At 73.4% G+C, this 15,757-nt stretch carries 13 protein-coding genes and 1 pseudogene; 11 read left to right on the top strand and 3 right to left on the bottom strand.

What is annotated here, in order from left to right:
• The 3 genes from GCU69_RS02390 to GCU69_RS02380 form a co-directional block, all read right to left on the bottom strand.
• The coding region (locus GCU69_RS02390; RefSeq protein ID WP_176604506.1) for a TerD family protein at nt 1-514 on the bottom strand (514 nt) is incomplete at its 3' end.
• Between the two features lie 131 nt (nt 515-645).
• Nucleotides 646-1,116 carry a GNAT family N-acetyltransferase gene (locus GCU69_RS02385; RefSeq protein ID WP_235978159.1) on the bottom strand — a complete coding sequence of 157 codons (471 nt, stop codon included), beginning with the start codon at nt 1,114-1,116 and terminating at the stop codon, nt 646-648.
• 347 nt (nt 1,117-1,463) lie between these two features.
• Nucleotides 1,464-2,282, bottom strand: coding sequence for an NAD-dependent epimerase/dehydratase family protein (locus GCU69_RS02380; protein ID WP_156204993.1), 819 nt, complete (start codon nt 2,280-2,282; stop codon nt 1,464-1,466).
• A 197-nt stretch (nt 2,283-2,479) separates the two neighbouring features.
• Here GCU69_RS02380 and GCU69_RS02375 point away from each other — a divergent pair, with 197 nt between their 5' ends.
• From GCU69_RS02375 to GCU69_RS02325, 11 genes and pseudogenes are all read left to right on the top strand, one after another.
• Complete coding sequence (locus tag GCU69_RS02375) at nt 2,480-3,682, top strand: hypothetical protein (RefSeq protein ID WP_156204992.1); 1,203 nt, start codon at nt 2,480-2,482, stop codon at nt 3,680-3,682.
• A 284-nt stretch (nt 3,683-3,966) separates the two neighbouring features.
• Nucleotides 3,967-4,395, top strand: a complete 429-nt coding sequence (locus tag GCU69_RS02370; RefSeq protein WP_156204989.1) for a DUF1801 domain-containing protein — start codon at nt 3,967-3,969, stop codon at nt 4,393-4,395.
• A gap of 406 nt (nt 4,396-4,801) precedes the next feature.
• The gene (locus tag GCU69_RS02365) at nt 4,802-5,464 is read left to right on the top strand and encodes a GntR family transcriptional regulator (RefSeq protein WP_156204988.1); all 663 of its coding nucleotides are present in this window, start codon (nt 4,802-4,804) and stop codon (nt 5,462-5,464) included.
• A gap of 17 nt (nt 5,465-5,481) precedes the next feature.
• Nucleotides 5,482-6,387, top strand: coding sequence for a dihydrodipicolinate synthase family protein (locus GCU69_RS02360; RefSeq protein ID WP_156204991.1), 906 nt, complete (start codon nt 5,482-5,484; stop codon nt 6,385-6,387).
• Nucleotides 6,384-8,132: an L-arabinonate dehydratase gene (gene araD, locus GCU69_RS02355; RefSeq protein ID WP_098751324.1), complete on the top strand. Its 1,749-nt coding sequence runs from the start codon at nt 6,384-6,386 to the stop codon at nt 8,130-8,132. Before GCU69_RS02360 ends, araD begins: the two co-directional genes overlap by 4 nt.
• A 126-nt stretch (nt 8,133-8,258) precedes the next feature.
• Nucleotides 8,259-9,179, top strand: coding sequence for a carbohydrate ABC transporter permease (locus GCU69_RS02350; protein WP_156204987.1), 921 nt, complete (start codon nt 8,259-8,261; stop codon nt 9,177-9,179).
• The gene (locus GCU69_RS02345; protein WP_156204986.1) at nt 9,176-10,090 is read left to right on the top strand and encodes a carbohydrate ABC transporter permease; all 915 of its coding nucleotides are present in this window, start codon (nt 9,176-9,178) and stop codon (nt 10,088-10,090) included. Before GCU69_RS02350 ends, GCU69_RS02345 begins: the two co-directional genes overlap by 4 nt.
• A gap of 163 nt (nt 10,091-10,253) precedes the next feature.
• Complete coding sequence (locus tag GCU69_RS02340) at nt 10,254-11,546, top strand: Gfo/Idh/MocA family protein (protein ID WP_156204985.1); 1,293 nt, start codon at nt 10,254-10,256, stop codon at nt 11,544-11,546.
• Nucleotides 11,547-11,686: 140 nt separating this feature from the next.
• Nucleotides 11,687-12,706 (top strand): annotated as a pseudogene (locus GCU69_RS02335) (pectinesterase family protein); the annotation flags it as partial.
• A gap of 278 nt (nt 12,707-12,984) precedes the next feature.
• Complete coding sequence (locus GCU69_RS02330) at nt 12,985-14,331, top strand: ABC transporter substrate-binding protein (protein WP_098751320.1); 1,347 nt, start codon at nt 12,985-12,987, stop codon at nt 14,329-14,331.
• On the top strand, nt 14,328-15,728 hold the full coding sequence (locus GCU69_RS02325; protein ID WP_098751319.1) for a pectate lyase family protein: 1,401 nt from the start codon (nt 14,328-14,330) through the stop codon (nt 15,726-15,728). The genes GCU69_RS02330 and GCU69_RS02325 overlap by 4 nt, the downstream gene beginning before the upstream one ends.
• Nucleotides 15,729-15,757: the final 29 nt, after the last annotated feature.

The following is a 15,757-nucleotide window of genomic DNA, read 5'->3' as shown; positions in this document are numbered from 1 at the left end:
CGGCGGGAGCCGCGGGTTCGTCCACGCTCACCCCGAAGTCGGTGGCGATGCCGGCCAGGCCGTTGGCGTATCCCTGGCCGACGGCGCGGACCTTCCAGGCGCCGTTCCGGCGGTAGACCTCCATCACCACGAGCGCGGTCTCGCTGCCGAGCCGGGGCGGGGTGAAGGTGGCGAGCACGGAGCCGTCGTCGGCGCGTACGGTGGCCGTCGGCTCGGTCCCGGCGAACGTCGCGCCGGGGGCGTCGAGGCTGGCCGTCACCACGATCTTCTCGATGCCGGCGGGCACGGCGGCGGTGTCCACGACGATCCCGTCGGGCGTGGCGCCGCCACCGCCGCGGTGACTGACACCGGGGCCGGTGGGCTGGTTGTAGAAGACGAAGTCGTCGTCGGAACGCACTTTCCCGTCGACGGTGAGCAGCAGGCCCGAGACGTCGAGCCGTACGGGGGCCTGGACATCCACCGTCACGCGGGGGACGGCGAGAGGGATGTTCGAGCCGGGGGTCATAGCGGTCATGCCCGGGGTAACGAACGACCCCGCTTTACGGTTCCATTACCTACCCCGGTCGGCGGCACGGCGGCGGGGGCCCGCTCGTCGCGCCGGGCCGTGCCGGACCCGGTGATTCCGCGCAGCCGGGCGGGCTGCCGTCAGGCTCCGGTGCCGGGGCCCCCGGGCGACCACACATAGCGGGCGTCCGGTTCCCGTTCCTCGTTGCGGGCACCGTCGGTGCGCTCGGCCTCCCGGAAGCCGTGGCGCAGGTAGAAGCGCCGGGCCGGGGCGTTCACCTGGAACGTCCAGAGTTCCAGACCGGCGGGCCGGAGCTGCTTGGCCAGCGCCACGAAGCGGTCGCCGAGGCCGGTGCCGCGCCAGGCCGGGTCGAGGTAGAGCTGCGCCAGTTCGGGGCCGTCGAGCGTCATCATGCCGGTTACCGTGTGACCGGTCTCGGCCAGCCAGGTGCAGCCGCCGGGCACGACCACCTGGCGGAACCAGGCGCGGACCGCGTCGTCCGGGTGGGCGCGGCGGACGGACGGCAGCGCGGCGTCGTAGGAGCGCAGCCAGACGTCGGCGACCGCGGCGGCGTCCTGCGGGTCCGCGCGGCGGAGTGTCGGGGTTTCCATGGCCGCGATCATGCAGTGGTACGCGCTCCGGCGCACCCGGCTTTTCGCCCCCGCCGCTCGCGGAGCGCCGCCCCGGCGCCGTTCCGCAAGCGCGCTCGCGGGCGGGTGCGGCCGCGTCCCGGTGGGCTCCGGGCACCGCCTGCCGGGATCGCCCTGGCCGCCGTTCCGGGACCGCCGCCCGGGACCACTCCGGCCGCCCGGGACCACTCCGGCCGCCCGGGACCGGCCGCCCGGGACCGGCCGCCCGGGACCGGCTGCCCGGGCCGACGGCTGCGGGGCGGCCGTGCCGGGACGGTTCCGGGGCGACGGCTGCGGGGCGGCCGTTCGCTGCCGCGCCGGCCCCGCCGTCAGCGGGGCCAGATCGGGGGGTCCGTGCAGAACGGGCCGCCGAGGTTCACGTCCGCGGGGGAGTCCGGGTCCAGCTCGCCCTGTTCGGCGATGAGCTTCGCGGCGTACGGCTCGGAGTCGTCCTGCGGCTCGTAGCCGAGCGCGCGGGCCGAGGAGAGGTCCCACCACAGCCGGGTGTTGGCCGAGCTGCCGTAGACGACGGTGTGGCCGACGTCCTCGGCGGTCAGGGAGGCGTGCAGCAGCCGGGCGCCGTCGGCCGGGCTCATCCACAGCGACAGCATCCGGACGGTCTTCGGCTCGGGGAAGCAGGAGCCGATGCGGATGGAGACGGTCTCGATGCCGTGCCGGTCCCAGTAGAGGGAGGCGAGGTCCTCGCCGAAGCACTTCGACAGGCCGTAGAAGGTGTCCGGGCGGCGCGGGGTGTCGACCGGGATCAGCTCGCCGGGCGAGGCGGGGCGGGGGGTGTAGCCGACCGCGTGGTTGCTGGAGGCGAAGACGACGCGGCGCACCCCCTCCTCGCGCGCCGCCTCGTAGAGGTTGTACGTGCCCTGGATGTTGGCGGCCAGGATCTTGTCGAAGGTGGACTCGAGCGAGATCCCGGCGAGATGGACGATCGCGTCGACCCCGCGCACCGCGTCGCGCAGCGCCTGGGTGTCGGCCAGGTCGGCGGTGATCGCCGAGCCGTCGGCCGGGGCGTCGGGCAGCGGTACGGCGTCCAGCAGCCGCAGTTCGTAGCCGTACGGAGGAAGGAGCTCCCGCATCAGGGTGCCGAGGCCGCCTGCGGCGCCGGTGAGCAGAACGGTGCGGGGCGCGGGCATGAAGGGGTCTCCTCGGGGCTCGGCGGGTGTCGGGACAAGCTCGGTCACGGACAGCTTTGTCGCGGGACGTGATCTGCGTCAAGGGCTTCCGGCGGTCGGACAGTAAGCGCTGTCATGAGTTCTTGACCGGTTTACCCGCCCCGCCTAGCGTGACCGCGATCACGGCCGTACCGGCGGCCGGCCGGGAGGAGACGAACATGCGGGCATCGGCCTTTCTGTATCCGTGGGACGTGGTGGGGGATCCGGCGGCCCCGGAGCGCGTCGCCGGGCTGGGCGTCCGGCAGGTGACGCTCGCCTCCGCCTACCACTCGACCCGCGCCCTGACCCCGCGTCACCCCGCGCACCGCGTCGTCACCGCGCGGCACGCCGCGGTGCTCTACCCGCCCGGGCCCGCCCGCTGGTCGGGCCGCGCCCTGCGGCCGTACGAGCAGGGCTGGATGCCGCAGGAGGACCCGTACGGCGCGGCGGCCGGGGCGCTCGCGGACGCCGGGCTGGAGGTGCACACCTGGGTCGTGCTCGCCCACAACTCCCGTCTCGGCGAGGAGCACCCCGGGACCTCGGTGGTCAACGCGTACGGCGACCGCTACCCGTGGGCGCCCTGCGTGGCCCGCCCCGAGGTGCGCGAGTACCTGGTCACGCTGGCCGCCGAGGCCGCCGTACGGCCGGGCGCGCGCGGCACCGAGCTGGAATCCCTGGGCTGGTACGGCTTCGCGCACCTGCACGCGCACGACAAGACGGCCGGGGTGGCGCTCGGCGGCCCCGGCGAATATCTGATGTCGCTGTGCTTCTGCGACGTCTGCCGGGCGGGCTACGGCTCCTCGGGCGCGGATCCGGAGCGGCTGCGGGACGCCGTCCGCTCGGCCCTGTACCCGCTGTGGGCCGGATCGGCCGGGGCCGCGGAGGCGTTCCCGGTGCGGGAGCGGGCCGCGGAGTGGGCGGCGGTGGAGAAACTGCTCGGCGCCGGCCCCGCGGCCGCCACCCGGACCTGGCGCGCCGGCGTCGCCTCCTCCCTCCAGCGGGAGGCCGTCGCCGCGGTCCGCGCCGAGGCGCCGCCCGGCTTCCGGGTGCTGCTGCACGCCGACCCGGCCTGGCACCGGTGCGGCGCCAACGCCGGGACCGACCCGGCGGACGTGCTCGCGCACGCGGACGGGGTCGTGGTGCCGTGCGCGGGCGGCGCGGCGGAACGGGCCGCCGCGCTCGGGCCGTTCGCCCGGGCGGCGGCGGACGGAACGGTGCTCGCCGCCAACTTCCCCGTGGTGTCCGGGATGGGCGGCAGCCCGTCGACGCTGGCCGCGGACGCCGCGCACGCGGCGGAACTGGGGGCGACCGAACTGCGGCTGTACCACGGGGGGCTGGCCTCCGGCCCGGATCTCGGCCTGGTGCGGGAGGCGCTCGCGTAGGAGGCCGCCGGATCCCCGCCGGGAGGAGGCGGACCGCCGGGCGCCGCCGCACGCCGGCCGCCGGGAGGTCCGGCTCCGCCCGGACGGCCCTTCCCGCGGCCCCGGCCGGCCGCCGTGACGCCTCTGCGGGCGGCCGGGGCCGCCGGACGGGAGCGGGCCCGCGGCAGGGCCCGCAGCCTTCGGCGTCCGGCGCGGAGCGGGGTTAGACTTTTCGCGTCGGCAAACTCGCGAGACATCACACTCGGCTTTCGCGGCATCACGGACCGCATTCGGGGTGAGTTCCCATGACCGATCGCAAGAAGAGCGACGCGGGACCGAAGCTGCTCTCGGGCGGCAATCCGCAGATCCCCAAGGGCGAGGGAAACGGCCCGGTGCGGGACTACATCGCCGCCATGCCCGGCTGGAAGCGGGACGTCGGGCAGCACCTCGACGACCTCATCGTGCGCACGGTCCCGGACGTGCACAAGGCAGTGAAATGGAACCAGCCGTTCTACGGGCACGAGGGCGAGGGCTGGTTCCTGTCCTTCCGCTGTTACACGCGCTACGTCCAGTTGCAGTTCTTCCGGGGGACGTCGCTCGATCCCGTGCCGCCCAAGGCGTCCAGACACGCCGAGGTGCGCTACCTCGACATCCACGAGGACGACGAACCGGACGACGGCCGGCTCCGCTCCTGGATCGAGCAGGCCGCCGGGCTGCCGGGCGAGCACCTGTGAGCTGACCGGCCCGGATTCCGCGGCGGCCCCGGATCCCGTGGCGCCTCCGCGCGTCCGGGACGCCTGCCCGGCCGCGGCGCCCGCGTCCGGGACACCCGTACGCCGCGGTACGCCGGGGCTCCCGTACGCCGGGACACCCGTACGCCGGGGCACCCGTAGGCCGCGACGCCCGCACGGCGCCGCGGCCCCTCCGCGTTGCCGCGAGACCTCCGCCGCCGCGATGACGCGTGCGCCGCCTCCGCGCCCCCGGGCGCGCGCTCCCGCTCCCGGCCGCCCTCGCCCCCGAGAGGCGCCAACACCTTTTTCCGTCCGGAGCATTGACCGGACGCGGGCCCGGCCCTACCTTCATCCCGTCGTACTCCGTACGTCATATATGAGACGCGATACGCGAGATCTGAGAGCCTTCATGGACACAGCCACCGGCCCGCTCCCGACGCCGATTCCCTCCCGCACGCAGTTCGTGCTGGAGGCGATCAAGCACGGCATTCTCACCGGGCGGCTCAGCCCCGGACAGCCGTTGGTCGAGACCGAGCTGGCCCAGCAGTTCGGGGTCTCCAAGACCCCCGTGCGGGAGGCGCTCAAGACGCTCGCCGGGTCCGGGCTGGTGGTGATCGGCCAGTACAAGGGCGCCACCGTACGGACCGTGGACGCCGCCATGGCCCGCGAGGTCTACGACGTACGGCTGCTGCTGGAGCCGGAGGCGCTGCGCCGCGCCGTCGTCCGGGAGGCCTCGCTGGAGGACGCGCGGCAGGCGCTGGAGCGGGCCGACCGGGCAGCCGACCGGGCCGACCGGAGCCTGGCCAACCGGGACTTCCACCGGGCGCTGTACCTGCCGTGCGGCAATCCGCTGCTGTCCCGGATGCTCGACGACCTGCGCGACCAGGCGGCGCTGGTGTCCACCGTGGCCTGGGCCGCGAGCCCGTCCTGGGACCGGGAGGCCGCCGAGCACCAGGAGATCCTGCGCACCGCGCTCGCGGGGGACGCGGACGGCGCCGCGCGGCTGTTGCACGACCACATCGGCTCGTTCGTCCGCCGGGCGTTCCCGGCGGAGACGGAGCAGACCCCATGACCGAAAGGGCATTCCGCATGGATCACGCACCGCTCAAGGCGGCCCTCGCCGACGTGGTGGCGATTCCCGTGACCCCGTTCGCCGAGGACGGGCGGATCGACCCGGCGCGCTACCGGGCGCTGCTGCGCCGGATGCTCGACGGCGGTGTCCGCACGGTCACCCCGAACGGCAACACCGGCGAGTTCTACGCCCTGACGCCGGACGAGCGGCGCTCCGTCGTCGAGGAGACCATGGCGGAGGCGGACGACGGGACCGTGGTCGTGGTCGGGGTCGGGCACGACGTCCCGACCGCCGTCGGGGCCGCCCGGCACGCCCGGGACGCGGGCGCGGCCATGGTGATGGTGCACCAGCCGGTGCATCCGTACGTGTCCCCCGACGGCTGGGTCGGCTACCACCGGGCGATCGCCGAGGCCGTACCGGAGCTGGGCGTCGTGCCGTACATCCGCAACGAGCGGCTCGGCGGCGACCGGATCGCGCGGCTCGGCGAGCTGTGCCCGAACGTCGTCGGGGTCAAGTACGCGGTGCCCGACGCCGCCCGGTTCGCGGCCGTCGCGCGGGACGCCGGGCTGGAGCGGTTCGTGTGGGTGGCCGGGCTCGCCGAGCTGTACGCGCCCTCGTACTGGGCCGTCGGCGCCACCGGCTTCACCTCCGGCCTGGTCAACGTCTCACCGCGGACCTCCCTCGCGATGCTGGACGCGCTGCGCGCCGGGGACTACGCCGCCGCCATGAAGGTCTGGGAGCGGATCCGGGAGTTCGAGGACCTGCGCGCCGAGGACCGGTCGGCCAACAACGTGACCGTCGTCAAGGAGGCCCTGGCCTCGCTCGGCCTGTGCCGCCGCGAGGTGCGCCCGCCCAGCAGCGTGCTGCCGGAGGCGGACCGCGGCAGGGTGGCCTCGCTGCTGGAAGGGTGGGACCTGTCATGACCGGCGCGGAACGGCGGGGGGACGGCCGCAGGAGCCCGGAGGAGCTGCGCAGCCACGCCTGGTACGGCACCGACGGCCTGCGCTCCTTCAGCCACCGGGCGCGCACCCGGCAGCTCGGCTACCTCCCCGAGGAACACCTCGGCAAGCCGGTCATCGCCGTGCTCAACACCTGGAGCGACATCAACCCCTGCCACCAGCACCTGCGGGAGCGGGCCGAGGCCGTGAAGCGCGGGGTGTGGCAGGCGGGCGGCTTCCCGCTGGAGTTCCCCGTCTCCACGCTCTCGGAGACCTTCCAGAAGCCGACGCCGATGCTCTACCGCAACCTCCTCGCCCTGGAGACCGAGGAGTTGCTGCGCTCGTACCCCGTGGACGGCGCGGTGCTGATGGGCGGCTGCGACAAGACGACGCCCGGACTGCTGATGGGCGCCGCGTCCGCCGACCTCCCGGCGCTCTTCGTGCCGGCCGGTCCGATGCTGCGCGGCCACTGGCGCGGCGAGACCCTCGGCTCGGGCACCGACATGTGGAAGTACTGGGACGACAAGCGCGCCGGGCTCATCGGCGACTGCGAGATGGCCGAACTGGAGTGCGGCCTCGCCCGTTCGCCCGGCCACTGCATGACCATGGGGACGGCCTCCACCATGACGGCCGTCGCCGAGGCGCTGGGCGTCACCGTGCCCGGGGCCTCCTCGATCCCCGCCGTCGACTCCGGGCACAGCCGGATGGCCGCCGCGGCCGGGATGCGCGCCGTGGAGCTGGCCTGGCGGGACCTGAGGCTGTCGCGGATCCTGACCCGCGAGGCGTACGAGGACGCGGTCACCACCGTCGCCGCGCTCGGCGGCTCGACCAACGCCATCATCCATCTCATCGCCATGGCGGGCCGCTCCGGGGTGAAGCTCACCCTCGACGACTTCGACGCGATCGTGCGCCGGGTGCCCGTCCTCGCCAACCTCCGGCCCGGCGGGGCGTATCTGATGGAGGACTTCCACTACGCGGGCGGGCTGCCCGGGCTGCTGGCGCGGCTGGCGGACCGGCTGCACCTGGACCGGCCGACCGTCGCGCACGACTCGCTGCGCGAGCAGATCGCGGGCGCCCTGGTGCACGACGACGACGTGATCCGTACGGCCGGCGACCCGCTGGCCCCCGAGGGCGGCATCGCCGTGCTGCGCGGCAACCTCGCGCCGGACGGCGCCGTCATCAAGCACGTCGCCGCCGAGCCGCACCTGCTCCGGCACACCGGCCCCGCCGTCGTCTTCGACGACTACCGGACCCTCCAGGCCACCATCGACGATCCGGACCTGGGCATCACCGCCGACAGCGTCCTGGTGCTCCGCGGCTCCGGTCCGCTGGGCGGCCCCGGAATGCCGGAGTACGGCATGCTGCCGATCCCGGCGCACCTGCTCAAGCAGGGCGTGCGCGACATGGTGCGGATCTCCGACGCCCGGATGAGCGGCACCAGTTACGGCGCCTGCGTCCTGCACGTCGCGCCCGAGTCGCACGCGGGCGGGCCGCTCGCCCTGGTCCGCACCGGCGACCCGGTCACCCTCGACGTCGAGGCGCGGCTGCTGCGCCTGGAGGTCGACGAGGCGGAGCTGGAGCGGCGCCGGGCCGCTCTCACGCCACCGACCGCCCGCTACGGGCGCGGCTACGGGGCGCTCTACGAACAGCACATCACGCAGGCCGACACCGGCTGCGACTTCGACTTCCTGGCCCGGCCCGGAGAAGTCCCCGAACCGTACGCGGGCTGAGCCCGCACCCCGGCGCCGCCATCCGGCACCGGAGCCGTACCCCTCGCCAGTCCGCTACGTCCGACCCCCGCACACCTTTCGGCAAGCGCTTACCACGCTCGCCCCGCCCGACCGAAGGAGCACGCTATGGCCCTCGCCGTGGCGAAGGAACCCCGGCGGCCACGCCGCCGGGCGGGCGGCCCGGCCCGTCTGCCGTTTCTGCTGATCTCACCGGCCGTGCTGCTCATGCTGGGCTTCCTCGCCTACCCCATGATCAGCGTCCTCTACTACAGCCTCCAGCACTACAACGTCACCAAGCCCTGGCGGAACGGCTTCGCCGGCGCCGAGAACTTCACCAAGCTCCTCGGCGACGACCTGTTCTGGCAGAGCCTGGTCTTCAGCGCCAAGTGGGTCGGCGCGGAGGTCTCCCTCCAGCTCGCGTTCGGCCTCGCGCTGGCCCTGATCGTCAACCAGACCTTCATCGGCCGGGGCGTCGCCCGTGCGCTGGTCTTCTCGCCCTGGGCCGTCTCCGGCGTGCTGACGACGACCATCTGGATGCTGCTCTACAACCCGTCGACCGGCGTCAGCCGCTATCTCGCGGACGCGGGCATCGGCGAGTACGGCACCTCCGTGCTCTCCGACACCGGGACCGTCTTCTGGGCCGCCGTCCTCGCCGAACTCTGGCGCGGCGTCCCCTTCTTCGCGATCCTCATCCTCGCCGACCTCCAGTCCATCCCGAAGGACCTCTACGAGGCGGCCTCCGTCGACGGCGCGAACCGGCTCCGGCGGTTCGTGCACATCACCCTGCCGCACCTCAAGGACGCGATCATCCTGTCCACACTGCTGCGCGCGGTCTGGGAGTTCAACAACGTCGACCTGCTCTACACCCTCACCGGCGGCGGACCGGCCGGGGCGACGACCACGCTTCCGCTGTACGTCGCCAACACCGGCATCGACGGCCACGACTTCGGCTACGCCTCGGCGCTCACCACCGTCGCCTTCGTGATCCTCCTGTTCTGCTCGATCCTCTATCTGCGTCTCAGCAAGTTCGGGGGCGACCGCTCATGACCACCGCCGTGACCACCCAACAGGCCACCGTGTCCGGCGCGGACACCGGAGCGGGCGACGCGCCCCCGCCCCGTGCCACGCGGCGCGGGGGACGCGGGATCGCCGACAGCGCGCCCCGCTGGCAGATCTTCCTGCCCCTCGGGCTGTATCTGCTGTTCACCCTGATCCCCTTCTACTGGATGCTGCTGTTCGCGCTGCGCCCGGCGGGATCCACCTCGCTCGTGCCGTGGCCCGCGACCACCGCGCACTTCGACAAGGTCTGGAACGACCTCGGCTTCGCGATCTTCTTCCGCAACAGCCTGCTCGTCGGCGTCGCCTCGCTGATCATGACGACGGTCGTCGCGCTGGCCGGCGGCTACGCGCTCGCCCGCTTCAAGTTCCGCGGCCGCAACGGCTTCCTGCTGGCGCTGCTCTGCTCGCAGTTCATCCCCGGCGCGCTGATGCTCGTCCCGCTGTTCGAGATCTTCCGCAATCTCAACCTGGTCAACTCGCTGTGGAGCGTGGTGATCGCGGAGACCGTCTTCCAGCTCCCGCTCTCCCTCATCCTGATCAGCGGCTTCATCAGAAACGTGCCGGGCGAGCTGGAGGAGGCCGCCTGGGTCGACGGCTGCGGACGCTTCCGGGCGTTCTGCGCGGTGGTGCTGCCGCTGCTGCGGCCCGGGCTGATCGCGGTCGGCTCGTTCGCCTTCGTGCACAGCTGGAACCACTTCCTCTTCGCGCTGATGTTCCTCAGCTCGCAGGAGAAGTACACGATCCCCGTCGGCCTCAACTACACGATCGGCGCCGAGAGCGTCGACCTCGGAGCGCTCGCGGCCGGGGGCGTGGTCGCGGCCGTGCCCGTCGTCATCGTCTTCGCCTTCATCCAGAAATGGCTGATCGCCGGCTTCTCCGCGGGAGCCGTCAAGGGCTGACGGACCGGGCCGGAGCCGCCGGTCCGCCCCGCCCCTTCCGGCCGGCCCGTGCCGGCTCCCGCCCGTTCCGGTCAGCCTCCGCTGAGTCCCGTCAACTCCCGTCAACTCCTGAGACCACCTCCCCCGGCCTTCGCCCCCTTCCGTTCGACAAGGAGCAGGAACGATGCACAGTGCGCCCGCCGGTGAGCCGGCACCCGGCACACCGGAACCGCGGCCCGCCGCCGGTCCCCAGGAGCCGGTGCCGGTCGTGCTCGCCGGTGCCCGGGGGCACGGGAGGTGGCACCGGGAGAACCTGCGGCGGCTGGTGGCCGCCGGGCGGGTGCGGCTCGCCGGGGTCTGCGAGCTGGAACCCCTCACCGCCGAGGAACTGGACGGCTTCGAGGGCGTCGAGCAGTCCGCCGATCTGGGCTCGCTGCTGGAGCGCACCGGCGCCCGGGTCACCGTGGTCTGCACCCCCATCCACACCCACACCGATCTCGCGCTCACCGCTGCCCGGGCCGGCTCGCACCTGCTGCTGGAGAAGCCGCCCGCGCCCTCCTACGCGGAGTTCGAGCGGATGGCGAAGGGCGTCGCGGCCGAGGGCGCGGCCTGCCAGATCGGGTTCCAGTCGCTGGGCTCGCACGCCCTGGACGCCATCGCGGAACTCCTCGCGGACGGTGCCGTCGGCGAGATGCGCGGGATCGGAGCGGCCGGGGCCTGGGTGCGCGGTACGGACTACTACACGCGCGCCCCCTGGGCGGGGCGCCGCACCCTGGACGGCCGGGACGTCGTCGACGGCGTGCTCACCAATCCCCTCGCGCACGCCGTCGTCACCGCCCTGCGCATCGACGGCAGCGACCGTGCCGACGCCATCAGCGGCATCGAGCTGGAGCAGTACCGGGCCAACGACATCGAGGCCGACGACACCTCGAGCCTGCGGCTGCGCACCGCCCGCGGCACCCGCGTCACGGTGGCCGTCACCCTGTGCGCGGAGCGCCCGGGCGAGCCGTACGTCGTGGTGCACGGCGTCCGGGGGCGGATCACCTTCTGGTACAAGCAGGACCGGGTGCTGCTGGAGCGCGACGGGCGGGAACCGGAGGAGCGCGTCCACGCGCGTACCGACCTGCTGGAGAACCTCCTCGCCCATCTGCGCGACGGGACCCCGCTGCTCGTACCGCCGGAGCGTACGGGCGCCTTCATGCGGATCGTCGAGGCGGTCCGCACCGGGCCCGCCCCGGTGCCGCTGCCCGGGGACGCCTGGCACACGGAGCCCGGCGGTGCGCGGCGGCCCGACGGCGCGGGACCGCGCCGTGTCGTACGGGGCGTCGACGCCCTGGTCGCGGCGAGCGCCGGCTCCCTCGCCCTCTTCTCCGAACTCGGCGCGGGCTGGGCGCACCGCCCGCCCGGCCGCCCGCAGCCGGCGGCCACGTCACGCACCACGCCACCCACCACCGGCGACCAGGGAGCAACACCGTGAGACGAGACCTCTTCGCGCATCCGCACCGTTCGCATCCGCACCGTTCGCGCCCGCACCGTTCGCACCCCCGCCGTGCGCGCCGTACCGCGGCCCTCGCCGCCGCCCTGGCGCTGGCCGCCCCCGCCGCCGTCCTGGGCACACCGGGCGCCGCCGCGGCGACGCCCGCAGGAGGCCGTCCCGGCGCGGGCGACGCCGCCGGCACCCTGCGCGTCGCCGCGGACGGGTCCGGCGACTTCCGCACCGTCCAGGCGGCGGTCGACGCGGTGCCGTCCGGCAACACGGAACCGGTCACGGTCTCCATCGCCCCCGGCACCTATCGGGAGCACGTCGAAGTGCCCGCCGGCAAGCCGTACATCACCTTCGCGGGGACCGGAGGCAGCCGCGAGGACACCGTGATTGTGTACGACACCCCGTCCGGCGAGGAGAAGCCCGGCGGCGGCACCCAGGGCTCGACGGGCAGCGCCACCGTCCTGATCGACGCCGACGACTTCTCCGCGCACGGCCTCACCTTCGTCAACGACTTCGACGAGGCCGCCCATCCCGGCATCGACGGCCCCCAGGCGCTGGCGGTGAAGACCACCGGCGACCGGATCCGCTTCGACGACACGGCGTTCAAGGGCAACCAGGACACCCTGATGACCAACTCGCCCGCGCTGGAGGAGATCAGCCGCGTCTACATCAGCGACTCCTTCATCGAGGGCGACGTCGACTTCGTCTACGGGCGGGCGACCACCGTCATCGAGGACTCCCTGATCCGCGCCCTGGACCGGGGCAGCGACAGCAACAACGGCTACATCACGGCGGCCAGCACCTGGAAGGACAACCCGTACGGCTTCCTGATCACCGACTGCCGGATCGTCAGCGACGCCCCCGACGGGACGTACCACCTGGGACGGCCCTGGCATCCGAGCGGTGACCCCGACGCGGTCGGCCAGGTGCTGGTCCGGGACACCGAACTGCCCGCGGCGATCAAGGACTCGCCCTGGACCGACATGAGCGGCTTCCCCTGGGAGGAGGCCCGGTTCGCGGAGTACGAGAACCACGGCCCGGGCGCGACCGTCACCCCCGGCCGGCCGCAGATGAGCGACGCCGAGGCGGCGGAACACGAGACCGGCGACTATCTCGCCGGCTCCGACGGCTGGGCGCCGCACCGCTCCTGAGCCCGGCGACGGCAGGTCCCGGCCCGCCGGGACCTCCCCGGACCCGGCCCGGCCCGCCAACCCGACCCACCTGATCCGACACCCGGCCCTGATCCGACACACGGCCCCGATCCGACACACGGCCCTGATCCGACACACGGCCCCGATCCGACACACGACCCCGATCCGTCACCCGACCCGACACCCGACCCGATCCGACCGACCAGCACGGAGCACACCGCACCACAGTCCACCCCCGGGCCCGGAGCCCGGCGGCCGTCTCGACGAGGAGACCCGAGATGACGACCTCGCAGCACCCGCGCGCACCCCGCAGAACCAGGCCGGCGGCGGCCGTGGCACTCGCCGCGGCCCTCGCCCTCACCGCCACCGCCTGCGGTGACGACGGCACCCAGGCCGGGGCCGAGGGCGAAGGCAAGGGCACGATCGAGTTCTGGGACAACAACGGAGGTGTCCGCACCCCCGTCTGGAAGAAGATCATCGCCGAGTTCGAGAAGCAGAACCCGGACATCGACGTGAAGTACGTGCCCGTGCCGATCACCGAGGTGCAGTCGAAGTACGACACCGCCATCGCGGGAGACGGGCTGCCGGACGTCGGCGGCGTCAGCACCTCGTACCTGGCGAACATGGTCGCGCAGGGCGCCCTGGACCCGGTCACCGACCGGATCGCCGACAGCCCGCTCAAGGGCAAGCTGTCCAAGGGCATGGTGGACAGCGTCCGGGCGGCGGGCGGCGACGACAAGGAGCTGTTCTCCGTCCCGACCTCCGCCAACCAGGGCATGCTCTGGTACCGCAAGGACCTGTTCGACAAGGCGGGCCTGGACGCTCCCGACAGCTGGGAGAACTTCTACACGGCCGCGGACGAGCTGACCGAGGCGGACAGGAACAAGTTCGGCTTCACCATCCGCGGCGGCGCGGGCTCGGTCGCCCAGGCGCTCGAGATGATGTACGCCCAGTCCGGCATCGACGCCTTCTGGGACGGCGACAAGACGACGCTCAACGCGCCCGAGAACGTCGAGGCGCTGGAGAAGTACGCCGGCCTGTACAAGAAGTCCACGCCGTCGGCCGACCTCAACAACGACTTCACCAAGATGGTCGCCCAGTTCGGCAGCGGCGAGATCGGGATGCTCCAGCACAACCTCGGCTCGTACACCGACCATGTGAAGGCGTTCGGCAAGGAGAAGGTCGGCGGGATACCGCTGCCCGCATCCGCCGAGGGCGCGCCGCGCACCCTGGCCTCCAACCCGGTCGACGGGCTCGGGCTGTTCCGGGGCAGCGAGAACAAGGCCGCCGCCTGGAAGTTCATCGAGTTCGCGGCCTCGCACGAGATGAACAGCCTCTGGAACGAGGAGGCGGGCTCCATCCCCGCCAACAACGACGCCGCCGACGACGCGTGGATCAACGACGCGGAACCGGTGAAGGCCGCGATGGAGTCGCTGAACGACCCCGAGACGAAGATCGTCCAGCTGCCCTACTACCTGCCCGACTGGAACAACATCAGCAAGGCGGACATGGAGCCGGACTTCCAGAAGGTCCTGCTCGGCCAGATGACCGCCCAGGACTTCGCGGACAAGCTCGCCGGGCTGTTCAACGAGGCCCAGGCGGAGTGGAAGGAGCAGCAGAAGTGACCGCGCGCAGCACGCCCGCGCGCGCCGCTTCCGCGCCGGACCCGGCTTCCGGGCACACCGCTTCCGGGCGTACGGCTGCCGCGCGCACCGCCTCGGCCCGCCGCGCCGTCGCGCTCGTCCTCTGCGGCGCCTCGCTCGCCCTCGCCGCGCCCGCGGCCGCCGACGCCGGCCACCACCGGCCGTCCCGGCCCGTGACCGACCGGCCCGTGCTCCCCGACGGCGACGGCTGGGCCTCCGCCGACGGCGGCACCACCGGCGGCGCGGCGGCCGACGACGCCCATGTCTTCACCGTCCGCAACCGGGCCGAACTGGCCGCGGCCCTGAACGGCGGCGACGACACCCCCAAGGTGATCCGGGTCGCGGGCACCGTCGACGCCAACACCGACACCGACGGTGCGCCGCTGACCTGCGAGGACTACGCCACCGACGGCTACACGCAGGAGGGGTACCTCGACGCCTACGACCCGGCGACCTGGGGCGACGCCGAGCCCTCCGGCCCGCTGGAGGACGCCCGCGCGGCCTCCGCCGAACGCCAGGCCGAGCGGGTGAAGCTCACCGTCGGCTCCAACACCACCATCACCGGTCTCGGCGACGACGCCCGGCTGCTGGGGGCGAGCCTCCAGGTGACCGGCGCCGAGAACGTCGTCATCCGCAACCTCACCTTCGAGGACGCCTTCGACTGCTTCCCGCAGTGGGACCCCACCGACGGTGACGCGGGCGCCTGGAACTCCGAGTACGACAACCTCGTGGTGCACGGCTCCCGTCATGTCTGGGTCGACCACAACACGTTCACCGACGGCCGCCGCCCCGACAGCGAACAGCCCCGCTACTTCGGGCAGCTGTTCCAGCAGCACGACGGGGAACTCGACGTCGTCCGCGGGGCCGACCTCGTGACCGTCTCCTGGAACGTCTTCGCCGAACACGACAAGACGCTGCTGTTCGGCAACAGCGACAGCGCGGGCGACACCGACCGCGGCAAGCTGCGCGTCACCCTGCACCACAACCTGTTCCGCGACATCGTGGAACGGGCCCCGCGCGTCCGCTTCGGCCGGGTCGACGCCTACAACAACCACTACGTCGTGCCCGCGGAGCGGTACGGCTACTCGTTCGGCGTCGGCTTCGAGTCGCAGCTCGTGGCCGAGGCCAACGCCTTCACCCTGCCGGCGGGCGTGGACCCGGCCACGGTCATCAAGAGCTGGAAGGGCACGGCCCTCACCGAGCGGAACAACTACGTCAACGGCCGCCCCGCGGACCTGCTGGCGCTGCACAACGCGGCCGTGCCCGGGGAACAGCTCGGCGACGACGCCGGGTGGACACCCGGGCTGCGCACCAAGGTGCACCATCCGCGGGCCGTGCCGCGCCTGGTGAACGGGAAGGCGGGCGCCGGAAAGCTCTGAGGGGGAGCCTCGCCCGCCCCGCGGCCCCG

Origin of the sequence: Streptomyces lycii, from assembly GCF_009735685.1 — a bacterium.
Classification (GTDB): domain Bacteria; phylum Actinomycetota; class Actinomycetes; order Streptomycetales; family Streptomycetaceae; genus Streptomyces; species Streptomyces lycii.
The sequence above is the reverse complement of the archived record's forward strand: the minus strand, read 5'-3'. Positions and strand labels throughout refer to the sequence as shown.